Origin of the sequence: Pseudomonas sp. S5D5 (assembly GCF_003013355.1) — a bacterium.
GTDB classification, from domain to species: Bacteria; Pseudomonadota; Gammaproteobacteria; order Pseudomonadales; family Pseudomonadaceae; genus Aquipseudomonas; species Aquipseudomonas aylmerensis.
This window is the reverse complement of sequence record NZ_PTEO01000001.1, coordinates 373953-394916: the sequence shown is the minus strand read 5'-3', so window position 1 is coordinate 394916 and position 20964 is coordinate 373953. Positions and strand designations below refer to the sequence as shown.

Annotated in this window: 22 protein-coding genes; 5 read left to right on the top strand and 17 right to left on the bottom strand. The window is 63.0% G+C overall.

What is annotated here, in order from left to right; translation table 11 throughout:
- Positions 1-52: 52 nt before the first annotated feature.
- The gene (locus C9990_RS01880; RefSeq protein ID WP_065904885.1) at positions 53-955 is read left to right on the top strand and encodes a LysR family transcriptional regulator; all 903 of its coding nucleotides are present in this window, start codon (positions 53-55) and stop codon (positions 953-955) included.
- A 23-nt stretch (positions 956-978) separates the two neighbouring features.
- Here C9990_RS01880 and C9990_RS01875 read toward each other — a convergent pair whose 3' ends face one another.
- On the bottom strand, positions 979-1596 hold the full coding sequence (locus C9990_RS01875) for a hemolysin III family protein (protein WP_065904887.1): 618 nt from the start codon (positions 1594-1596) through the stop codon (positions 979-981).
- A gap of 203 nt (positions 1597-1799) precedes the next feature.
- On the opposite strand from C9990_RS01875, the gene C9990_RS01870 reads away from it, so the two are divergent.
- Genes C9990_RS01870 through C9990_RS01860 form a run of 3 tightly spaced genes read left to right on the top strand, consistent with a single transcriptional unit; the run spans position 1800 to position 3867 of the window.
- Positions 1800-2366 carry a chromate transporter gene (locus C9990_RS01870; protein ID WP_106802407.1) on the top strand — a complete coding sequence of 189 codons (567 nt, stop codon included), beginning with the start codon at positions 1800-1802 and terminating at the stop codon, positions 2364-2366.
- Positions 2366-2908, top strand: coding sequence for a chromate transporter (locus C9990_RS01865; RefSeq protein ID WP_065904891.1), 543 nt, complete (start codon positions 2366-2368; stop codon positions 2906-2908). Before C9990_RS01870 ends, C9990_RS01865 begins: the two co-directional genes overlap by 1 nt.
- A 38-nt stretch (positions 2909-2946) precedes the next feature.
- Positions 2947-3867, top strand: coding sequence for a LysR substrate-binding domain-containing protein (locus C9990_RS01860; protein WP_065904893.1), 921 nt, complete (start codon positions 2947-2949; stop codon positions 3865-3867).
- A gap of 17 nt (positions 3868-3884) precedes the next feature.
- On the opposite strand, the gene madM is transcribed toward C9990_RS01860, so the two are convergent.
- From madM to C9990_RS01790, 14 genes are all read right to left on the bottom strand, one after another.
- The gene (gene madM, locus C9990_RS01855) at positions 3885-4649 is read right to left on the bottom strand and encodes a malonate transporter subunit MadM (RefSeq protein WP_058426582.1); all 765 of its coding nucleotides are present in this window, start codon (positions 4647-4649) and stop codon (positions 3885-3887) included.
- 1 nt (position 4650) lies between these two features.
- Entirely contained in the window at positions 4651-5064 is a 414-nt protein-coding gene (gene madL, locus C9990_RS01850; RefSeq protein ID WP_064454526.1) for a malonate transporter subunit MadL, read from the bottom strand.
- 67 nt (positions 5065-5131) lie between these two features.
- Complete coding sequence (mdcH, locus tag C9990_RS01845) at positions 5132-6031, bottom strand: malonate decarboxylase subunit epsilon (protein WP_106802406.1); 900 nt, start codon at positions 6029-6031, stop codon at positions 5132-5134.
- Positions 6028-6624, bottom strand: coding sequence for a malonate decarboxylase holo-ACP synthase (locus C9990_RS01840; protein WP_106802405.1), 597 nt, complete (start codon positions 6622-6624; stop codon positions 6028-6030). The genes mdcH and C9990_RS01840 overlap by 4 nt, the downstream gene beginning before the upstream one ends.
- Complete coding sequence (gene mdcE / locus C9990_RS01835) at positions 6618-7388, bottom strand: biotin-independent malonate decarboxylase subunit gamma (protein WP_106802404.1); 771 nt, start codon at positions 7386-7388, stop codon at positions 6618-6620. Before mdcE ends, C9990_RS01840 begins: the two co-directional genes overlap by 7 nt.
- The gene (locus C9990_RS01830; protein WP_106802403.1) at positions 7385-8224 is read right to left on the bottom strand and encodes a biotin-independent malonate decarboxylase subunit beta; all 840 of its coding nucleotides are present in this window, start codon (positions 8222-8224) and stop codon (positions 7385-7387) included. The genes mdcE and C9990_RS01830 overlap by 4 nt, the downstream gene beginning before the upstream one ends.
- Positions 8217-8516, bottom strand: coding sequence for a malonate decarboxylase subunit delta (locus C9990_RS01825; RefSeq protein ID WP_106802402.1), 300 nt, complete (start codon positions 8514-8516; stop codon positions 8217-8219). Before C9990_RS01825 ends, C9990_RS01830 begins: the two co-directional genes overlap by 8 nt.
- Positions 8516-9349, bottom strand: a complete 834-nt coding sequence (locus tag C9990_RS01820; RefSeq protein ID WP_065904904.1) for a triphosphoribosyl-dephospho-CoA synthase — start codon at positions 9347-9349, stop codon at positions 8516-8518. Before C9990_RS01820 ends, C9990_RS01825 begins: the two co-directional genes overlap by 1 nt.
- A complete protein-coding gene (gene mdcA / locus C9990_RS01815) occupies positions 9350-11020 on the bottom strand; it encodes a malonate decarboxylase subunit alpha (RefSeq protein WP_106802401.1) in 1671 nt (556 codons plus the stop codon).
- A 323-nt stretch (positions 11021-11343) separates the two neighbouring features.
- A complete protein-coding gene (locus C9990_RS01810) occupies positions 11344-11778 on the bottom strand; it encodes a hypothetical protein (protein ID WP_106802400.1) in 435 nt (144 codons plus the stop codon).
- Positions 11741-12370: a nucleotidyltransferase domain-containing protein gene (locus tag C9990_RS01805; protein WP_106802399.1), complete on the bottom strand. Its 630-nt coding sequence runs from the start codon at positions 12368-12370 to the stop codon at positions 11741-11743. Before C9990_RS01805 ends, C9990_RS01810 begins: the two co-directional genes overlap by 38 nt.
- A gap of 61 nt (positions 12371-12431) precedes the next feature.
- Complete coding sequence (locus C9990_RS01800) at positions 12432-12671, bottom strand: DUF6124 family protein (protein ID WP_106802398.1); 240 nt, start codon at positions 12669-12671, stop codon at positions 12432-12434.
- A 521-nt stretch (positions 12672-13192) separates the two neighbouring features.
- On the bottom strand, positions 13193-13612 hold the full coding sequence (locus C9990_RS01795; RefSeq protein ID WP_065902111.1) for a hypothetical protein: 420 nt from the start codon (positions 13610-13612) through the stop codon (positions 13193-13195).
- Positions 13590-13973 (bottom strand): polymorphic toxin type 44 domain-containing protein, encoded by a 384-nt coding sequence (locus C9990_RS01790; protein ID WP_106802397.1) that lies wholly within the window; start codon positions 13971-13973, stop codon positions 13590-13592. Before C9990_RS01790 ends, C9990_RS01795 begins: the two co-directional genes overlap by 23 nt.
- A 270-nt stretch (positions 13974-14243) precedes the next feature.
- On the opposite strand from C9990_RS01790, the gene C9990_RS01785 reads away from it, so the two are divergent.
- Positions 14244-14525 carry a HigA family addiction module antitoxin gene (locus C9990_RS01785; protein WP_106802396.1) on the top strand — a complete coding sequence of 94 codons (282 nt, stop codon included), beginning with the start codon at positions 14244-14246 and terminating at the stop codon, positions 14523-14525.
- Between the two features lie 144 nt (positions 14526-14669).
- Here the strand turns inward: C9990_RS01785 and C9990_RS01780 are convergent, their stop codons facing one another.
- Both C9990_RS01780 and C9990_RS01775 read right to left on the bottom strand, forming a co-directional pair.
- A complete protein-coding gene (locus C9990_RS01780) occupies positions 14670-15125 on the bottom strand; it encodes a chemotaxis protein CheW (protein ID WP_065902115.1) in 456 nt (151 codons plus the stop codon).
- Positions 15118-20934, bottom strand: a complete 5817-nt coding sequence (locus C9990_RS01775; RefSeq protein ID WP_106802395.1) for an Hpt domain-containing protein — start codon at positions 20932-20934, stop codon at positions 15118-15120. Before C9990_RS01775 ends, C9990_RS01780 begins: the two co-directional genes overlap by 8 nt.
- Positions 20935-20964: the final 30 nt, after the last annotated feature.

The following is a 20964-nucleotide window of genomic DNA, read 5'->3' as shown; positions in this document are numbered from 1 at the left end:
ACCGACAATGAATAAAGATGGGTCACCTATAAACAAAGGTTATGGACACGCCATGCGCTTGCGTCATATCGAGATCTTCCAGGCCATCCGCCAGACCGGCTCCATCAGCGCTGCCGCGCAGTTGCTGCATGTGTCGCAACCGGCCGTGACCAAGGTGTTGCAACACGCGGAGTTACAATTGGGCTTTCCGCTGTTCCTGCGGGTGCGCGGCAAGCTGCAACCCACGCCGGAAGCCCTGGCGCTCGAAAGCGAAGTGGAAAAAGTCACCCAGAGCCTGCAAGGCGTGCGACGCCTGGCCAAGAGCTTGCGCCGCGAGCCGGGCCAAAGTGTGCGCATTGGCGCGATCCCGGCCCTGGCGCTGTCGCTGCTGCCGCCGGCGATTCTGGAGTGGAAGCACGATTACCCGGACATCGCCTGCGAACTGTCCAGCGACCACAGCCGCGAGCTGGTGCAGAAACTGTTGATGCGCGAGATCGACCTGGCATTGACGCTCAACTTCTCCGGCCATCCGGGGTTGACCACCCAGGTGTTGGCCAATGGCGTGCTGGTGGCGCTGGCGTCCAAAGGCTATTGGTCCGAGGCTGAAACCCGCCAGCCGCTGCCGCTCGCCGACCTGGCGGGAGCGCCGCTGATCGGACTGTCCAGCGCCGACCCGCTGGCCGCGAAACTCGACAGTTACCTGGAAAACGTCGACCCGCCGCCCCAGGTGACGATCTCGGTGCAAACCTATTCGCTGGCCCGGGCCATGGTGGAATCCGGCGCCGGCCTCACGGTGATCGACCCCTTCACCGCGCTGGGAGCCTCGACCGCCACCACGCGCATCCGCACGCTCACGCCGCCCTTGCCGATCACCCTGTACGCCCTCACCCGCGCCGACGAACCACCGCCGCACATGCTGGCAAACCTGCTGCAGATTTTCGGCAAGCGTGCCCGCGAGCTACTGGAACGCCTGTAAGCGTAATCGCCGGCAAGTGACGGTCACAGCACGTAGTGCATGATCGCCACAAAATGCAGCAGGCTGCCGCCGATCACGAACAGGTGCCAGATGCCATGGGAATGCCGCAGGCGATCCTCCAGGGCAAAAAAGATGATGCCCACGGTATACAGCACCCCGCCAGACGCCAGCCAGGCGAACCCCGCCGTGCCCAGCGCGGCGAGCAGCGGCTTGACCGCCACCAGCACGATCCAGCCCATCACCGCGTAGATCACGATCGACAGGATGCGCGCCTCGGAACGCGGCTTGATCTCCTGCAGGATGCCGATCACCGCCAGCCCCCACACAATCCCGAACAGCGTCCAGCCCCATGGCCCGCGCAGCGTGACCAGGCAGAACGGCGTATAGCTGCCGGCAATCAACAGGTAGATCGAGAAGTGATCGACCTTCTGCATGATCTCTTTCCGTCGCCCCTGCACGCTGTGGTACACGGTGGACGCGCTGTACAGCACCAGCAGGGTAAAGCCGTAAATGGCCACGCTGACGATTTTCCAGGGGCTGCCGTCCAGGCTCGCCACCACCAACATCCATACCGCACCGACAAAAGCTGCAACCGCCCCGAGCAAATGGCTCCAGGCGTTGAATCGTTCCCCGTGATACATGTGTCACTCACCTCGAATAACCGTTATCACCTTGAGCATTCTGACCGCAGTCACTCACTATCGGGTAACAACCTTTCTTCATTTGCCCTGACACCGCTGCCCATCGGATGATTCACACCGTCCTTGCCGGCACAGGGCTCAAGGGCCTCATCGCCGGCAAGCCGGCCCCTGCAAGGGTGCACCTGCCCCCAATGGTATCGACAATGCCTGAGCTTGAACCCGACGCGCCGCAACCCAGCCTATGGCAACTGTTTTACAACTTCGCCATGGTCGGCCTGTTCGGCTTTGGCGGCGTGATGCCCTGGGCGCGGCAGATGATGGTCGACCGCCGCCGCTGGGTGAGCGAGCAAGGCTTCAATGAGCTGCTGACCACCGGCCAGTTCTTCCCCGGCCCCAACATCGCCAACGTCGGCATCATCTACGGCCGGCGCCTGCATGGCTTGCCGGGTGCGATTGTGACCGTCTGCGGGCTGTACCTGTTCCCCTCGCTGATCACCGTGTTCGCCGGTTTCGCCTACGCCAAGTGGTGGAGCAACGAGGTGGTGCAGCAAATCTTCGGCGCCGTGATGCCGATCGCCACCGGGCTGATGCTCGGTACCACCCTGCGCCTGCTCAAGGCCATGCCTCGCACCCTCGCCAACTACAGCGCGTTCGTGCTGACCTTTGTGTTGATGGCGGTTTTCGTGCTGCCGCTGTGGATGGTGCTGCTGATCTGCATCCCCAGCTCGCTGGCCCTGAGTTTTGTCAGCACACACAAGGTGGCCGGCTGATGCAAACCGTGCTGCTGCACCTGATGATCCAATGCGCGCTGTGGTCGTTGATGTCGATTGGCGGCAATACCGTGGCCATCAGTGATATCCACCGCTACGCCGTCACCGACATGAACTGGATCACCGACGCGCAATTCGTCGCGTTCTTCGCCCTGTCCCAGGCGCTGCCGGGGCCGAACGGCATGTTCCTGGTGTTTATCGGCCAGCAGGCGGCAGGGTTGCCCGGCGCGCTGGTGGCGCTGGCCGCCAAACTGGTGCCTTGCTCGGTGTTGACCTACGTCGGCGCCGGCTGGCTGGAGCGTCACACCCGCACGCCCTGGGTGCAGCGCGTCAAGCGCAGCCTGCTGCCGCTCTCCATCGGCTTGATTCTCGCCTCGACCTACATCCTGATGAACAGCCTGGAAAACAATGCCACCAGCCTGGTGCTGACGCTGGCCAGTGCTGCCGTGGTGTATTACACGCGCCTGAACGCGATCTGGCTGATCATCCTCGGCGTGGTGCTGGGCCTGTGCAGCGCATGGCTGGGAGTGAACTGGTTTTAGGGGCACAATCGACGGCATTCGAACAAGAGCCCATGGCCATGCTGATCGACGAAGAATTCACCCTCAAAAAGCTCGAGATCTTCCTGGCGTTCATGCGCACCGGCAACCTGGCGCGCGCCGCCGCCGAGCTGCAAACCAGCAACGTCAGCGTGCACCGCGCCATTCACTCGCTGGAAAATGCCCTGCGCTGCCCGCTGTTCAAACACGAAGGGCGCAACCTCACGCCGCTGGAAAGCGCCTACGTGCTTGAAGAACGCGCGCAAAAACTCATCGCCGATGTGGTCGACAGCGTGCGCCTGACCCGCGAAGCCGCCGGGTTCTCCGCCGAGCGCTTCAAGCTTGGCTCGCTGTACTCGTTGACCGTCAAGACCGTGCCGCAACTGATCATGGGCCTTAAAATCAGGCGCAGCGAACTCAATATCGACCTGATCCTGGGCTCGAATTTCGACCTGCTGTACAAGCTCAAGAACATGGAAGTGGACGCGATCCTCATCTCTCTGGATGAGCACGCCAACGACCCCGACTGCGAACAGATTGCCTTGTTCAGCGACGACATCTTCCTCGCCACCCCGGCCGACTCGCCCTTCGACCGCGAGCGGGAAATCGACCTTGCCGACGTGCGCGACGCGACCTTCATCACCCTCACCCAGGGCTTCGCCACGCACCAGGATGGCAATCGCGTGTTCAAGCAGGCGGGGTTCGAGCCGAAGGTGGCGATGCAGGTCAATGACATCTTCACGCTGTTGAGCATGGTCAGTTCGGGCGTGGGTTATGCGCTGCTGCCGGGAAGGATTGCGGCGGTGTACGAGAACCGCGTGAAGCTGATACCGCTGCAACCCAGGTATCGGTTGCAGCAGCATATCGGCGTGGTGTTCCTGAAGGCCAAGGAAAGAGACCCGAACTTGCTGGCGTTGTTGGCGGAGTGTCGGATGTATGCCAATCGGCAGGGGACAGCCTGACACTCCGCTATCGGGGGTCAGCCCACCAACCCACGCACGATGAAGTACAACAGCGAAGGCCCGAGCAAACACCCCAGCCCGGTATGGAACGTCGCCGTCAGCGCGCCATACGGCACCAATCGCCGATCCGTCGCCGCCAAGCCTGCCGTCACCCCACTCACGGTGCCGGCCAAGCCGCCAAACACCATCGCCGAGCGCGGGTTATCCAAGCCCATCCAACGCGCCGCCACGGGCGTGCCGACCATCACCAGGATCGCCTTGATCAACCCGGTGGCAATCGACAGCGCCATCACATCCGAGGTCGCGCCAATCGCCGCGCCAGTCACCGGGCCGACGATGTACGTCACCGCGCCCGCGCCGATGGTGGTCATGCTGATTGCATCGCGGTAGCCAAACACCCAGGCCATGCTCGCGCCGACGATAAACGGCAGGATCGTGCCCAGCAGCAAGGCGATCACGCCAATCATGCCGGCCTTGCGCGCTTCGGTGGCCTGCACCTCAAACGCGGTGGCGACGATGGCGAAGTCACGCAGCATCGCGCCGCCCATCAGGCCGATGCCGGAAAACAGTGCCAGGTCGGCCAGGCCTTTTTGCCCGCCCGTGATCGTGCCGCCAACCCAGGCCAGCACCAGGCCAATGACGATGGCAATCGCCGAGCCGTGGATGCGCCCGAAGGTCAGTCGCTTGGACAGCACCACGGAAATCCACATGACCACGCCAACGAAGGCAAAGGCGGTGATCAAGCCGTTATGTTCCAAACCTTTTTCAATGAGATCCCACATATCAGCGGCCTCCCACGACAGGTGTCGGCGTGATCAGCGGCTCTTCATCGGGTAGAGGTTCACCCTTGTGCGTGCGGCTGATCAGGGCAATGGTGCACCCGCACACCACCACCGAACCAATCGCCGCGAGCACCGCGACCGGGCCGCCGTGCAGGGCGGTGACCACGTTCTGTTGCGCGGCCATCGCCACGACCACGGGGATGTACATCGCGCCCCAGAAGCCCACGCCCATCTCGCAATCCTTGGTCATGCCGCCGCGTTTTTGCATCCACAGGCGGGCGCAGATCAGCAGGATCATTGCAATCCCCACCCCGCCCACGTTGGATTTGACGCCGAGCAACACGCCAAGCATGTCGCCCATGATCACGCCCGCGAGCGTGCAGATCGCCAGCAATGCCACACCGTAAATAATCATTGTTGTTGTCCTCAAAGTGCTCGATCGAAATTGTTGTTTTTGTGCTTCGAAAGCCTTGGGTGGTGCTTTATCGGTGGCGGCGCTCCTCCTCTTCCAGCAAGGCCTGCAAGGTGTCCAGGCGGGCGCCTTCACAGGCGATCACCGTGCCTTGTTCAAACACGCGGCGTGACAGGCCGGTGAGCACGGCGCCCGGCGGCAGTTCGATCTGCAGGCGCACACCGCGCTCGTAGGCGCTTTGCACGGTGCCGCGCCAGTCGACGACGCGGCACATATTGAAGGCCAGGTCGTCGCGCAATTGCTCGGGGTTGTGGATCGGCCGCGCACGCGTGCTGCTCAGGTAGGTGATGCGCGGCGGCTTGAGTGCACCGAACGCCTGGGCCAGGCGCTGGGCAGGCGCGTCCAGCAGCGCGCAATGGGACGGCACGCTGACCGCCAGGCGCTTGGCGATGCCGTTGCCCTGGATGCGCTCTGCGACAAGCTTCATTGCTGCATTGCTGCCGGCAATGACGGTCTGGTTGTCAGCGTTGATATTGGCCAGGTACACCGGCGTTTCAGCACTGTGTATTTCGGCCAGCAGGTTTTCCACTGTGGATAACGCCGGGCCGATGATTGCGGTCATGCCGTAGCCGTGTGGATAAGCGTTTTGCATCAGCTCGCCACGCAGGCTGACCAGTTTGATGGCCTCGTCGAAGTCCAGCGCGCCCGCAATCACCGCCGCCGGGTAGGCACCAATGGACAGGCCCGCGACATAATCCGGGGTGTGTTGCAGGAGGCGGGCGTGGGCCACACCGGCGATCAACAGGCAGAGTTGTACGGCGCGGGTCGACTCAAGGGCTTGCGCCGAGTCGAGCGCCAGGACGTCTTCGCCCAAGGCCTCACTGGCCTGCTCCAACACCTCCACAGGCAGCTGATGAAGCATGCCCGGCCGTTGGGCGCCCTGCCCCGGGAAGACCAGGAGGCTGCTCATGCCACGGCCTGCCAAGGGTCCTGCACAAGGTGTGCACCGCTGGCGGTCTTGAGCAGCACGCGGCGTGACCCACTTGCCCATTCGCGCAAGGCGACCGCGCCAAACGGGGTTTGCAGTTGCAGATCCACGGCGCACGGTGCGGTGTTCAATATCGCCAGCAGATCCTCGGCATCAGCGCGCTCAAGTCGCTCGGACGTACGCAGGATCAAATCCAGATCACTCTGCGCGTGCAGCGCTTGAATCCCGCTGGCCAACTCGAAACCCGCGCTGCCCGTGACGCCCCACGCCTCCTGCGCCAGCACCGGCCGCAATAGATCGAGCGCGCGCAGCGCGGGTAAATCCCGTGGCGAGACCACACCACACAAATCCTCGGGGATCACACGCCGCTGCACTGCCGCCAGCGGCATCTGGGCGGCATAACGCTGCTCACGCAACCGCCCGCGTACGCCGACGGGCACATGACCCGGCTCGGCCATGGCGCGGCGCACCACCACCGGATGGCCAGAGGCGACGGCCTCCAGTACCCAGGCCGGTGCGTCGGCAGGCACATGCGCCGGGGTCATGCCCCAGAGCAAATCGTGGGCGTTCACCATTGCTCCCGCAGCAGCTGGCGTACATGGCTGGAGGCGGCGCGATTCGCCGCGCCGAGACGCCCGCTCAAATCGCGGCCATCGATATCCTTGATCGCGTTGACCAGGCAATCGCTGACACGCGCCACATCGTCCGGCGTGGGCTGTTCAATCTGGCTGACCGACAAGGTCTCCCACAACAGCCCCAAGCTGGCATAGCTGTCGATGTCATAGGCCATCGGCGGCACGCTGGCGGCCAGGGCTTCCAGCTCCTCGACACTGCGCAGGGTCACCCGCGCCGCCGAGGCCTTGCCCATGGCGTGCACCATCACCCCGGGGTCACGCAGGGCGATCAGGCGGTTGGCCTGGTAGCCGTGGGCGAGGAACGCCCCGGACATCGCCTTGCCCACCAGCAGCGCGATCACCGGGTGGCCGGCCAACCGGGCGCGTGCGTAGCTGTCGGCGGCGGCGGCCAGGGCCTGGTGAATGCCGAGGGCTTCTTCGCGACGGCCGTAGGCTTGGCTCGGTACATCGACGATGGCGATGATCGGACGCTGGTCCCCGTGGGCGATGGCTTCATCCACCGCCTTGGCCAGGCCCCAGCCTTCGAGCAACCCGACTTCGCCGTTACGGGCGCGCGGGAAGCGGTTCTGAGGGTCGGTAACCACGGCGACAAAGCGCACCGTCTGCTCACCCAAGACACCGTCGGCAACCCTCAGCGACTGCGGCAGACCGTCGACAGGGGTGGCGCCGGCGCTCAATGCGTTGAACCACTGCAAGCCTCTCATGAGCGTTCTCCTTGATACAGGTCGCGCACCGTTGCCGCGTCGATTTGCGGCGTGGCGTCCAGTTGCGCGAGACGCGCCAGGTAATGTTCGGCCTGACGGCTGCGCTGTTGAGCAGGCAAGCCTTGTTGCAGCAATGCAGTGACGGTCTGCTGGATCTGCGTCACATCGTCTGCCACGTAACGGTCGGCCAGGCCGCTGTTGAAGCGCTGCTCGCCGCCGGTCAGGCTCCAGATAAACGGGCGGTCGCGCGAGTCGTATTCTTCCAGGCCGGCTTCCTGTTCGATCACTTGCGGGCCATTGAGGCCAAGACGTGCTTCGCGGGTCACGACCAGGTAGCTGCACAGCCCGGCGGCGATGGACATGCCGCCAAAGCACCCGACACTGCCCGCCACCACACCAATCACCGGCTGGTATTGGCGCAGGTCGACAATCGCCGCGTGGATATCGGCAATCGCGGCCAGGCCCAGGTTGGCTTCCTGCAGACGCACGCCGCCAGTTTCCAGCAACAGCACGGCGCGGGTCGGGATGCCCTTGCGATTGTCCTCGGCTGCCAGCTCCAAAGCGCCGGCGATTTTCGCGCCGCCTACTTCGCCAAGGCTGCCGCCCTGGAAGTTGCCCTCGATGGCGGCAATCACCACCGGTTTTCCGTCGATGCTGCCCTTGGCAATCACCACACCGTCATCGGCCTGCGGCACCACGCCTTGGCGGCTGAGCCAGGGCGACATGACGCGTTGGAATGGGTCGATCAGTTCGCGGTAGGAACCGGCGTCCAACAAGGACTTGGCCCGCTGCCGGGCGCCCAGTTCGACAAAGCTGTGTTTGGTGAGGTCAGTCATGGCAGATCTCCTCGAAGCCCTGCTCCAGGCGCAGACGCACCACGCCTGGGGTGGCGCCGAAATCGTGAATATCAATCTTCAAGGCCGGTGGCGTCTGCTCCTGGAAGATCCGTTCGAACAGATGCTGCCAGCGGAGTGCGGCGCCATTCACCGAGGTCTGCACCTCGATGGTCAGCGTGCCGGGCGTACCCGGTTCCAGCAGGACTTCCAGGTCACCCGAGCCGACGCAACCCACCAGCGCACGGCCTTTTGGCGGTTGCCCGGCGGGGAATTCAAAGGATAAGGTTTCCATCACAACGCTCCGTCGAGGCGGTCGATAAACAGGCAGGCGGCCAACAGGTCGGCGGCGCCACCGGGGGAGGCATTCAGGGCCAGCAGTTGGTGGTCCAATTCATGCAACTGACGGCGACCGGCGAGGGTCGCGCTGCCGCCTGCATCGAGCACGGCCTGTGCGCCACGCTGCATGGCATGCAGGCCTTCCAGGCCGGCGCGATAGAGCACACAGGTGTCGGCCAGGTCCGTCATGATCGCGAGCAAGGCATCCAGGCGCGCGTTCTGTTCGCCGACGTTTTGCCGGCGGCTCTTGTGCAGTTGCGGCAGGCCGCGTTGCACCACCGAAGGGAAGCCCAGTTGCGCTTCCTCACGGGCGCCCCGTGCGCCGAAGCGCTGTGCGACCTGGGCGCCGTGGCTCATCGGTTGTGGGGCGTAGCGGTCGGTGAGCAAGGCCAGCTTGGCCGCGGTGAGTGTCACGGCGCGCGGCTCCAACGCCGCCGCTGCGGTCAGCAAGCCAAGCGCCCAGATCGCACCGCGATGGGTATTCACGCCGCCGGTAGTGGCGAGCATGGCTTGCTCACCTTCGCGGCCGATGCGCCCAAGGGCTTCGCGCAGGGGCAGGCCGACTTCACCGACGTCAATCGCTGCCTCGGCCATTTCCTTGAACATCGGCCACAGCGACAGCGCCGACGCGTGCATCAGGCCCAGGTGCAAATCGTTGTGGGCACCATTGCCACGCCGATCCACGAGGGCGGGCTTGGGCGACAAGTCAGCCTCATCGATCAACGCGTCGACGGCCATGTCTGCCAGGCGATCAGCCAGGCTCAGTTCATGCAGTTTGAGGGCGCGCATTTACCAGCTCCTGAATTTGGCGGGCGGGTTGTACAAACCACCCGACCAGTCCACCAGGTCGGCTACGCTCTTGGCCGCCAACAACTCGCGAGTGGCGTCGGTGCGGCGAATGCCCAAGTCTTCGGGCAAGGCAATCAAGCCTTCGCGACGCATGCGTGCGGTGTCTTTTGGGTTGTGGCGCATGCCGATGGCCGTCACCCCGGCGACGGCGGCGATCATGGCCTGGCGTTCTTCGAGTGAACGCGCCTTGTACAGGTAGGCGATGCCTTCTTCGGTGAGCAGATGGGTCACGTCGTCGCCGTAGATCATGATCGGCGCCAGCGGCATGCCGCTTTTGCGCGCCACTTCCACCGCGTCGAGGGTCTCAACGAAGGTCGGCTTGCCGCCTTCCTGGAAGGTCTCGACCATCTGCACCACCAGCTTCTTGCCGCGTTCGAGCAAGGCTTCTGGCGCATCGTCGTGACGCATGTCCAGCCAGGCCGGTGTGCCGTGGCGACGACCGCGCGGGTCGTGACCCATGTTCGGTGCGCCACCAAACCCGGCGAGACGCCCACGGGTCACGGTGCTGGAATGGCCGTCGCCGTCGACTTGCAGGGTCGCGCCGATAAACAGGTCCACCGCGTACTGGCCAGCGAGTTGGCAGAACATCCGGTTGGAGCGCATCGAGCCGTCGCGGCCAGTGAAGAACACATCCGGGCGCGCGGCGATGTAGTTTTCCATGCCCAGTTCGGTGCCGAAGCAATGCACACTTTCCACCCAGCCGCTTTCGATCGCAGGGATCAGGGTCGGGTGTGGGTTGAGGGTCCAGTTGCGGCAGATTTTGCCCTTAAGGCCCAGGGACTCGCCGTAGGTGGGCAGGATCAGCTCGATGGCGGCGGTGTTGAAGCCGATGCCGTGGTTGAGCGATTGCACATTGTGTTTTTCGTAGATGCCACGGATCGCCATCATCGCCATCAGCACATGCACCGGCTTGATGTGGCGCGGGTCGCGGGTGAACAGCGGTTCGATGTAGAACGGCTTGTCGGCCACCACCACGAAATCCACCCAACTGGCGGGGATGTCCACGCGGGGCAAGTCGCTGACGTCATCCACCAACTGGTTGACCTGCACGATCACGATGCCATCGCTGAACGCGGCAGGCTCGATCAATGCCGGGGTGTCTTCAGTGCTGGCACCGGTGTAGATATTGCCGGCGCGGTCGGCCATGAACCCGGCAGACAGCACCACATTGGGGATCAAGTCCACCACCAGCCGCGCGTAGAGTTCGATGTAGGTATGGATCGCGCCGATTTCCAGCAGGCCGTCTTCCAGCAACTGGCTGATGCGCAGGGATTGAGTGCCGGCGAACGAAAAGTCCAGCTTGCGCGCGATGCCCTTTTCAAACAGGTCCAGGTGCTCGGAGCGGCCGACACTGGGCATGATCATGTGCAAATCGTGGAGCTTGGCCGGGTCGGTCTTGGCCAGGGAGCGCGAGAGGAAGTCAGCTTGCTTCTGGTTGTTGCCCTCCAGCACCACGCGATCGCCGGGGAGGATCAACGCCTCAAGCGCCGCGACGATCTTGTCACTGGGCAACACGGCCCCGTCGGCAAAGTGCTTGACCAGCCCGAGCCGCCGCTGCTTCTCGTCGCGTCGCCGCGTCCAGCGCGAGTCGGGGGTAGTTATTGTTGTCATGGTCGCTCCACGGGTTTGCTGTCGTGGGCTGTACCTTAGGAGTGATTCGGGGGGCCATCAATCAAGCTGGGCGACGGATCATTACGGCTGGAGTAATGGAGCATCAGCAAATGCTGACCCGAGCCCAGTGAAGATCAAAAATATGGGACGTGGCTTGCCCGGGATGGCGGTGGGTCAGCCAAGTGATGTATCAACTGACACTCAGCCGTCGGGGGCAAGCCCCCTCCCACATTTGTTCAGTGGTGTCTGTGAGATAGCGGTCCCCAAAAAGGGCTGATCAGTCCCTGTTTGGGACCTTTTCGCAAGCGGGCGCCGGCCCCTCCCTATCGCCACTCATGGCCAGCCAACATAACTTCCACTTTATTCAGCAGTGCCGTCGCGCTATCAACCAACTGGCCTAGCAGCGCCTCATCCTCATCCATATACCCTTCATATTCCGCCAGGTTTCGACGCTCATGACACAGGGCCAACAACCTTACCGCCACCTTGCCCACGTCGGTGGTGTGAACCAGACATTGAAAGACCAGATAGCGTTTGTCCGAGCGATAGCCTTGCAGGCGCAAGGCCGTGAGTGCGAGAGCATGGGCGGCGTTATAAGCCAGGTCGAAACGACTGGCGAACGATAACGCGGCATTACCGGCGTCCTTCAACCGATCCCTGGCAGAACGCATCAGCCCATCACACTCCTTACGATCCGGCGGCTCAGCTTTCAAGCCACCGCTACGTTGCAGATTCTCCAGGTTTGCTTTGCTGTCCATCCGTGGATACCAGGGGGTTGCCCCCCATCAGATTGATCTTGTCCTGCTGCACGACCCGCTGCACAAAACTGTTCCCGGCATTCCATTTGCCAATCCAGTCTTCAGGGGTGTAAAGCGTCGGGTTGATGGGGCGCCCCAGTTGCTCTTCCAACGGTATAAGCCGCTCCATGACTTCACTGTAGTTGAGGCTTTCGCCAATCAGCATCAGATCTATGTCACTGGATGAGTGCGCCTCGCCCTTGGCGATGGAGCCGTAGATAAAGGCCCAGGTTATGTGCTCTGCGAACGGTGCCAGTGCATTGCGCAATGGCTCATCCAGGCTCAGCGTCTTGCGCACAATGGCTAACAGCTCCGAGTAGATCGGGCATTGGGGGTTGGCCTGGTAGTGGGTTTGGTTGCCCTGGCGCGTCATGTTCAAAATGCCCGCTGACTGCAAGCGCTCCAGTTCACGGGTGAGACTGCCTTTGCCCACCTGAGCCCACCGCGCAATTTCATTGGTGAAGAAGCTTTTGTCCGGCTTACCGAAAAGCAGGCCCAGCACTTTTTGCTGGGTGACAGTGAAGAGCGCGGTGCTGAGCGGTAAGGTGTGCATGACGGCGGCCAAAGAGTCCCAAAAAGGGAACGATAGGTCCCTTTTTGGGAACGATCAAGTTTTAAGCCGCTGGGGAGGGGGAAATCTGCTCCAGCGCCTGATCCACCAACAACTGCCCCATCTCGGCCATTTGCTGGATCCCGAGCATGATGGCCCGCTGGGAAGTGTCCAGGTCGAAGGCCAGGTTGCAGGTGAGCGCGTTGAGGGAGGACAGGGTTTCGCTGGCATTGACCAGCAGGGTTTCGGTGTCTTGGTGGGGGGTTACGGTGAAGAGGGGCGGATTGGGCGTAGGTTTGACCATGATTAACAGCTCCGATATGTGATGGAGACTGCCCTCTTCCGCTTGCACGCAAATAAGGTGGCAGCCGTGCGCAGGTGTGCAAGACCGGGCATATCGGACCCCGGCAGACCCCAAGGGATCTCCCACGCACAGCCGCCATAACGAATACAGCAGGCATAAAAAACGCCCGTTGGATGGCTATGGGCGCTGGTGCGCCGACATGTAACCGGACTTGCACGTCCGTGTCACCGTTTTTTGCGATGACGGGACGAAGACTAGGCGCGCTGACTGCACGCGACAAGTTCATGCAAGGCTCAAAATCCTGCAGGAAAAATCCGAAGGCACACCACAACTCTCAAGGCAAAGCACTTCCTGTGGCGAGCGGGCTTGCCCCGCGTTGGGTTGCGTAGCAGCCCCAGGCAGATCAATGCGGTGTATCAGATGTAAACCGTGGGCAGGTTTTGGGGCTGCTGCGCAGCCCAACGCGGGGCAAGCCCGCTCGCCACATTGATATTGCCCAACCTCGCGCGCAGCATCGAGAATCACAACGCCATGACTACCTTGGCCCCTCCCAGGCCTTCGAGGGCATAACTCTTGTACTCATACACCCGCCCCTGAACATCCAATCGAAGCTCGCCATCCTGCTCACTCACTTGCACAGTGGGCTCTTGGGTTTTCAGAAAGGGATGTGCCGACACTAATGTGGTGAGTATTTCCTGATCATTACCCAGATCCTTATGGACGTAGTATCTGTAGGAAAAGCCCACCGTCGCTCCGCCTTGGCCATCTCGCGCACCGTAAATCGAATTACCGTTGCCCAAGGAATACTTCAACACCACTTCGTCCAGAGCCGGCGCTCCGGGTGACATCAGCCAACTGCCGCCGATATAGATCAGGCAGACCGCCAGCAAGCAATTACGCAGAACAGGTGTGAGTCCCTTAATGGCCTTGAGAAATTGCATACTCAATACCTCTCCTTATCCAATATTGATCTCGCGGGTCGTCACCAAAAGGCTCACCGCCCCACCATAATCCAAAATCCGGAAGCGTGGTTTTTGCGAGGGTTTGAGCAACACCTGCCGCCCGCAACAGCACATGCTCTGGAATCCCCAGCACGGTGCCTGTTGCACCGTAATTGAAATTACCAAAAGCCTCGTATTGACGTCCCCGCCTCTTGTAGTTCCAGGGGCCGGCGGCACGAACCTGAGAATAAAACCAGGAGTAGGCGAATGCCGACCCGGGCTTGAGATGAATGCGTTTGCATGTAGATATCGCCATGTTTTCAAGAATTGAAACACCAGGCGGCATTAACGGTACGGCCATTTGCGAGTCCTAGCTGGCAGTGAGGAGCTAAGAAGCTAGCCATCCCACCCAGGCTTGAATACCCGCTCAATCAAATGCAGAACTCGCCTACAGCCAACTCATACCATTCCGACATTTTTTGATCATTTACATGGTCTGCGAGGGCGTGTCGCCTTGTCCTCCGACAGACAGCGAAGAATGTTCGGATAGGCTTTTCAGGCTATTGCTCAAAGACCCAGCCGAAATAGTCGATTATCTTGACTACCACTGAATAGGAGTCTCTATAGGGGTATGCACAACCCACCTCACCCGGGTGAAATCCTGCTAGAGGATGTGGTCCCTGCCCTGGGCATCACCATCACCGAAATGGCCAGACGACTTGGCTTCGCCCGCGAAACCTTTTCAAGGATCTTGCATGGCCACGCGCCTGTCAGCCCCGGCCTTGCCGTGAGGCTTGAGCAAGCCGGCGTGAGTACCGCGCATCTATGGCTGTCGATGCAAAGCGCCTACGACTTGTGGCAGGCCGAGCATCGGGAGCAGCCGATGATTGAGCCGTTTGCGCGGATTGATTGAGATCTTGGGCCGAGCACAATTCAGTGTGGGAGCTGGCTTGCCAGCGATAGCGGCGGGTCGCTTGTTGATGTTGTGACTGACAAGCCGCCATCGCAGGCAAGCCAGCTCCCACATTTTGATCTTCACGGGATTTGAGTGTGGGGTTCAGGCCAACCCGGACTCCACCAGCAGCGCCTCCAAACCCATCAAATCCGGCACCTTCGCCACATGCTCGCCCACCTGCACCGCTGCCAGTTCCAATGGGCACAGCGGTACATCGACATAGCTCAACTGGCTATCGAGCTTGTAAGAACGCGGAATTCCCTGAATCACCAGCGCAATAAACTTCAACGTCGGCCGCCCGCCCAAGGCGTTCAACACCACAATGCGCGAGCGCTCTCCCGTCACGATGGCCTCGCCGCATACCGCTTCGAAGCTGATCAATGGCAATTGCCGATCACGCCACGTCACTTGCCGCAAATACCACGGCGGCGCATCGCTGGCCGGTTCGCCGCGTTGGAAGTCGATCAGCTCGGCGATGGCGACGTTGGGCAGCACCAGGTGGCGGTCGGCCAGGGGCAGGAGCAGGCCGGTGAGTTGGCTGGTGCGGTGGTCAAGCATGGGACTTGCTCCAATAGGCGATGCTTTCCAGCAGCACCGACTCTTGATACGGCTTGCCGAGGTAGTCGTTGACGCCAATCGCCATGGCGCGGTCGCGGTGTTTCTGGCCGGTACGCGAGGTGATCATGATGATCGGCAGCCGCATCAGGCGCGGGTCGTTGCGCACCTGGATGGCCACCTCGAAACCGTCCATGCGCGGCATTTCGATGTCGAGCAGCATCAGGTCCGGGGTGTGTTCTTCGAGCACGGCGATGGCGTCGATGCCGTCTTTGGCCGTGAGCACGTTCATGCCGTTGCGCTCCAGCAGGCGGCTGGTAACTTTGCGCACGGTGACCGAGTCGTCCACCACCAACACCAGCAGCGGGCGCTTTTTCAGCGGGTCGTTGAGGATCAGTGGCGCGTCAACCGTCTGCGCCGGCAACGCCGGTTGCCGCGCGCGGATATGCGCGAGCAAATCGATGATCAGCACCACGCGGCCATCCCCGAGGATGGTCGCCCCGGACAAGCCCTGGACCCCGGCAAACTGCGGGCCCAGGCCCTTGACCACAATCTCGCGCGTGCCGGCCATGGCATCCACGTGCACCGCCACGCGGCGCTCGTTGCACTGCACCAGTAGCACCGGCACCGGCTGGTACTGACCCAGCAATTTCGGACGGGCAACGGTGTGTAGCAGGTCGCCGAGGTAGAACAGCTCGTAGCGCTGGCCGGCGTATTCGTAGCGCGGCGGGTCTTGCTGATAGTGCCCGGCCAACTCGTGCGGCAACACGCGCACCAGGCCCTCGATGGTGTTGAGCGGGATCGCGTATTGATCGTCTGCGCATTGCACCATCAGCGCGCGGTTGACCGACACGGTGAAGGGCAGGCGAATGCGAAAGTGCACGCCCTCGCCCGGCGTCGAATCAATGAACATCGAGCCGCCGAGTTGACGCACCTCTTCATGCACTACGTCCATGCCCACGCCACGTCCGGAAATCTGCGTGATTTTTTCCGCCGTGGAGAACCCCGGCTGCAGGATGAACTGCAAGACGTCACGGTCGCTGATCTCTTGATTGGGATCGAGCAGGCCACGCTTGATCGCCTTGCGCCGCACCGCTTCAAGGGGCACGCCGGCGCCGTCGTCGCGCATGTCGAAGACGATGTCGCCGCCTTCGTGGGTCAGGTCCAGGGTGATGCGCCCCTTCTCCGGCTTGCCGGCGGCCAAGCGTGCGTCGCGGGATTCCAGGCCATGGTCGACGGCGTTGCGCAGCATATGTTCGAGCGGCGCGGCCATGCGCTCCAGCACGTTGCGGTCCATCTCACCCTCGGCATTGCCGACGATGAATTCCACGTCCTTGCCCAGCTCGCCCGCCACCTGGCGCACAATGCGCTTGAGGCGCGGCAGCATGCGCTCGAACGGCACCATGCGCGTGCGCATCAGGCCTTCCTGCAACTCGGTGTTGATGCGTGCCTGTTGCTGCAACAGGTCGTGGGCGTCCTGGTTGCGGCGTTCAAGCGTGTCCTTGAGGTCGAGCAGGTCGGAGGCCGATTCAGAGAGTGCGCGGGACAATTGCTGCAACTGTGAATGGCGGTCCATTTCCAGCGGGTCGAATTCTTCATACCCCAGGCGTTCGGCCTCGGCCTGCTGGCGACTGAGGATGCGGCCCTGGGTCTCGGTGTCGAGGCGGCGCAGCTGGTCGCGCATGCGCTCGATGGTGGTTTCCACTTCAGTCAGAGCGATGCGGGCGTCGTTGACCTGCTGCTCGATCCGACCGCGAAAAATCGAGGTTTCACCGGCGAGGTTGACCAGGTCGTCGAGCAGGTCGGCGGAGATTTTCACCATGTCCGCAGCCGGGTCTACCGCGGCTTCGACCTTGCCCGCCGGCAATGCCACCGGTACCACCGGTTCGTCGCTGGGGTGCACGAGGCTTTTGATGCGCTCGATCAGCTTGTCCACCGAACCCACCGGCAGGCCATCGGCGACCGCATCGATCATCTGTGCCAGGCGGTCATGGCAGCCTTGCAGCAATGCAAACAACTCGTCGGACGGCGCCAGCAAGCCGGCGGACAAACCCTCGTAGAGAAACTCCAGTTCATGCGCCAGATCACCAATCGGCCCGATCTCGACCATGCGCGCACCACCCTTGAGGGTGTGCAGGTCGCGCAGCAGGGTTTCGACTTCCTGGCGATTGTTCGGCTCGGCCTGCCAGCGCAGCAACGCGCTGCCGGAACTGTCGAGAATGTCGGCAGCCTCTTCAAGGAAGATATCCAGCAACTCCGGGTCGGCGCTCGAGGTTTCAGCGGCCTGCGCAGCGGCGGAGGGCGTACCGCCCTGGCGCAGCGCGCGCACCTTGGAGATCAGCTCGGCGCTGTCACTCAGGGGCTGATGGTGTTGCAGCTCTTCCAGCTGCAGCGCCAGGCGTTCATGGCTGGCCATCAGTACTTGGGACAGCTCGGGGGAGTAGCTGTAGCGACGGTCCACCAGGCCTTCGTAAAGGCATTCCAGCTCATGGGCCAGGTCGCCCACCGGGCCGATTTCGGCCATCCGCGCGCCGCCCTTGAGGGTGTGCAGGTCGCGCTGCAATGAGGATAACGGCGCCGCGCTGTCGGGCTCCAGCAACCAGCGCTTGAGGGACTGCCCGGCGCTGTCGAGGATATCCACCGCCTCTTCCAGGAAGATCTCGACGATCTCGTCGTCCATGGCGGTGTCGTGCTCCAACTGCTGCGTCGCGGCGCCCAGTTCGGAGATGCTCAGGGTGCGGCTGCCGTCACTCTTGATCAGGCCGGTGGCGGACGGGTCGAGGGCCTCATCCAACAGTTCGCGCAGCGCCTCGACCCGTGCCGGCGCCGGGTTGATTTCCTGCCCGGCGGCCAGTTGGTCGAGCATGCTGATCAACGCTTCATGGGCCTGCTCGGCCTCATGGAAAAACCGCTCGCTGACCGCCAAACTGCTCTCTTCCACGGCGCCATACAGGTCGAGCAAGGCCTCACACAGTTCGTCGATGGCGTGCAGGTCGGCGACGTGCGCGCCCTCGCCCAGCGTGGTCAGTTCGTCGAGCAGCGCGGTGAGTTCCTGGCGTTCGCCGGGGTGCTGTTGCCAGCGGCGCAGCAGGCTTTCGGCGTCAAGCAGGATGTCCATGCCCTGGGCCAGGAAGTTGGCGATCAACTGCGGGTCGCGCTTGATGCGCAGGCCGGTGTTGGGCGCGTCGAGCAGCGCTGCGAGCTGTTGATCGAGCAGGCTTTGGGTCCGATTGATCAGGTCCTGCGCGCCCTGGATCGGCGCCAGGGGATCGCTCAGGCGGCGCAGCCCGCGCTGGAACAGGCCCTCGGCTTCGAGCAGCAACTCCACTTCGTCCAGGTCCAGTGGCAGGCGGTGCGCCTTGTACTCGCGGGTCAGGTGATCGAGCGGACGCGCCAGCTCGGCGATAGGCAGCACACCAGCCATGTAGGCGCTGCCCTTGAGGGTATGCAGGGCGCGTTGCAATTCATCGCTGACTTGCAGCGGCACATGCTCGGCGGCCTCTTGCAGGAAGTGGTTGAGGCTCTCCAGGTGACTCTGGGCTTCGTTGCGGAAGATCTCCAGCAGCATCGGGTCATAGGCTTCGGCAACCGGCGCCTGCGCACCGCTGGCCAAGGCGTGGGCGCGAGCGGCCAGGGCGTCGACTGCATCACGCTGGTGCTGGTCGTCGGTAGCAAAATCGGCGATCAGTTCCGGCAGCAAATCCACCGCCTCGTCCAGCACCTGTTGCACCTCGGGACCGAGCGCCACGCTGCGTTCCAGCACGCGGTTGAGCAGGTTTTCCACGGCCCAGGCCAGCTCGGCCAGCACCAGCGCACGCACCATGCGGCCGCTGCCCTTGAGGGTGTGAAAGGCGCGGCGCATTTCGCCCTGGGCGGTTTTATCGGCGCTGTTGGGCAAGGAGCGGTGCAGCACCTCAAGGACTTCGTCGGTTTCTTCGAGGAAGACCTCACGCAGCTCGTCGTCGATCGGCTCCTCATCGGCCGGCGGCGGCAGCAGGCTGCCGGGACGTTGCAGGGCCGGCGGGTTGAGGCGCGAAGTGGGACTGGCCAAGGCGTCGAATTGGGATTGGCTGGGTGCGATCTCGGTCGAGAGTGCCCCGTCCGGCGCGACCAGCGCCTGGCGCCAAGGCTTTTCGGCGGGCAGATAACCCAGCGCGGCCAAGCCCTGGGTGGCCAGCTCCAGCACTCGTTCGCCGGCGGCGTCGGGGTCCTGGAGCATGCGTTCGAGGTAGTACTCCAGGCTGCTGATCACATCGGCGAAATGCCCCAACTGCGCCTCGGAAGGCGGGCTGTCGTGGGTCATCAACTGTTCATCGACATAATCGGTGCAACCGCGCATCAGGCTGGCCGCCCGTGGCAGCGGAATCATCGCCAGCGCACCGCGTACCTGGCTCAGCAGCTCCGGCAGGGACTCCAGGCGCTGGCGGTCCCACTGCGCTTCGACGCAATCAATCACTAACTCCTTGGCCTGGCGCAGGCACTGGCAGGACTCGCGGATCACCAGTTGATGAATCTGGGTCAGGTCCGTGGTCGGCAGGCGGCTCTCTTCGCGGCTTTCCGGCTCGACGGTGCCGACCATGCCGGCCAGCGTCGCTTCGACATACAGCAAGGCACCCGCGACATCCATCAGCACCGCGTCATTCGGCTCGCGCTGCCCCTGGGCCAGGCTCAGCACCACGGCGAGCTGGTCGATGATCACTTTGCGTGGCTGGCCAAAGCCCAGCACGGCCAGGGTATCGGCGATCTGCCGCAGCGGCGCGAGCAGCGCGTCGAGGTCGCTGGTGTGCTGGCGGTCGCTGCGCACGAACAGGTCGAGACGTTCCTTGACCCGCACCAGTTCCTCGCACAACGCACCGAGTACCGAGCCCATGGCATTGCGGTCCGGCCCGGCCAGGCGCGCGCGTTCGGCATCGACCACGGCACTGTCGGGCAAGGCCTCATCCAGGCCGTAGCGCTCCTTGAGGCTTTGCATGCGCGGCGTCGGCCGGGTGACCTTGGCCACGTAGAACAGCAGGCTCTTGAGCAATTCATCCGGCGCCGGCCGGTTGATCGCGCCAATGCCCTGGGCCAGCAGGCGCTTGAGTTCCTTGTCACTGGCCTTGAGCAGGCTGCGCAGCGCCGGGCTGTTGGCGATCACGCCGGTGAGCATGCCTTCGACCAGCGCCGAGGTGACCTGCCACAGCGGCAACAGCGGCGCGCCCTGGCACAGGGCTTCAAGGCGGGCAAAGACCCGCGCCATGTCTTCCAGGTTGCTCGGGCCGTGGTCTTCACGCAGCAGGCCGGCCAAGGCCTGTTGCAGCAATTGGTGCCACTGGCGCAGTTGCTCGGCAAGGTCAGGGGCGGCGCGCTGGGCCAAGGCTTCGTCGGGCAGCGGTGCAATCGACAGCAGTTGCGGGCTGAACAGGCTGGTTTCCGAGAGCAGGCTTTCACCGCGTGCGGTGCGCAGATCGTTGAGCAGCGGCAACACTACCAACGGCAGGTCGCGGCGGGCGCTGTGGATGCGGTCCAGGTACAACGGCAATTGACCGAGGGCCTGTTGCAGCAGGCGGATGCTTTCATCGCGCCGGCTGACACGCCCGGCCTGCAGGGCCAGGGCCAGTTCTTCGATCTCTTCGGCGAGCAGCGCCGCGCCGTAGAACTCGACCATTTGCAGCGCACCGTGGACCTGGTGGATACCGGCAAGGCACTCGGCGATCGCATCGCCATCGCTGGTGTCGACATAGGTATCGAGCGCCGACCGGGCCTGCTTCAGGGTTTCGGCAATGTCGCCCTTGACCCATTCGAGGGCCACGTAGTCGTGCCGATCAACCATAACTGCTCCGCTTAGAATTCGTGAATTGCG

Coding starts and splice junctions, on each gene's coding strand:
- mdcH (WP_106802406.1), bottom strand. CDS start 6,031: ATGAGCAGCCTCCTGGTCTTCCCGGGGCAGGGCGCCCAACGGCCGGGC.
- C9990_RS01865 (WP_065904891.1), top strand. CDS start 2,366: ATGCAAACCGTGCTGCTGCACCTGATGATCCAATGCGCGCTGTGGTCG.
- C9990_RS01840 (WP_106802405.1), bottom strand. CDS start 6,624: ATGGTGAACGCCCACGATTTGCTCTGGGGCATGACCCCGGCGCATGTG.
- C9990_RS01830 (WP_106802403.1), bottom strand. CDS start 8,224: ATGACTGACCTCACCAAACACAGCTTTGTCGAACTGGGCGCCCGGCAG.
- C9990_RS01870 (WP_106802407.1), top strand. CDS start 1,800: ATGCCTGAGCTTGAACCCGACGCGCCGCAACCCAGCCTATGGCAACTG.
- madL (WP_064454526.1), bottom strand. CDS start 5,064: ATGATTATTTACGGTGTGGCATTGCTGGCGATCTGCACGCTCGCGGGC.
- madM (WP_058426582.1), bottom strand. CDS start 4,649: ATGTGGGATCTCATTGAAAAAGGTTTGGAACATAACGGCTTGATCACC.
- C9990_RS01880 (WP_065904885.1), top strand. CDS start 53: ATGCGCTTGCGTCATATCGAGATCTTCCAGGCCATCCGCCAGACCGGC.
- mdcE (WP_106802404.1), bottom strand. CDS start 7,388: ATGAGAGGCTTGCAGTGGTTCAACGCATTGAGCGCCGGCGCCACCCCT.
- C9990_RS01810 (WP_106802400.1), bottom strand. CDS start 11,778: ATGGACAGCAAAGCAAACCTGGAGAATCTGCAACGTAGCGGTGGCTTG.
- C9990_RS01875 (WP_065904887.1), bottom strand. CDS start 1,596: ATGTATCACGGGGAACGATTCAACGCCTGGAGCCATTTGCTCGGGGCG.
- C9990_RS01785 (WP_106802396.1), top strand. CDS start 14,244: ATGCACAACCCACCTCACCCGGGTGAAATCCTGCTAGAGGATGTGGTC.
- C9990_RS01800 (WP_106802398.1), bottom strand. CDS start 12,671: ATGGTCAAACCTACGCCCAATCCGCCCCTCTTCACCGTAACCCCCCAC.
- mdcA (WP_106802401.1), bottom strand. CDS start 11,020: ATGACAACAATAACTACCCCCGACTCGCGCTGGACGCGGCGACGCGAC.
- C9990_RS01780 (WP_065902115.1), bottom strand. CDS start 15,125: ATGCTTGACCACCGCACCAGCCAACTCACCGGCCTGCTCCTGCCCCTG.
- C9990_RS01805 (WP_106802399.1), bottom strand. CDS start 12,370: ATGCACACCTTACCGCTCAGCACCGCGCTCTTCACTGTCACCCAGCAA.
- C9990_RS01790 (WP_106802397.1), bottom strand. CDS start 13,973: ATGGCCGTACCGTTAATGCCGCCTGGTGTTTCAATTCTTGAAAACATG.
- C9990_RS01860 (WP_065904893.1), top strand. CDS start 2,947: ATGCTGATCGACGAAGAATTCACCCTCAAAAAGCTCGAGATCTTCCTG.
- C9990_RS01795 (WP_065902111.1), bottom strand. CDS start 13,612: ATGCAATTTCTCAAGGCCATTAAGGGACTCACACCTGTTCTGCGTAAT.
- C9990_RS01820 (WP_065904904.1), bottom strand. CDS start 9,349: ATGCGCGCCCTCAAACTGCATGAACTGAGCCTGGCTGATCGCCTGGCA.
- C9990_RS01775 (WP_106802395.1), bottom strand. CDS start 20,934: ATGGTTGATCGGCACGACTACGTGGCCCTCGAATGGGTCAAGGGCGAC.
- C9990_RS01825 (WP_106802402.1), bottom strand. CDS start 8,516: ATGGAAACCTTATCCTTTGAATTCCCCGCCGGGCAACCGCCAAAAGGC.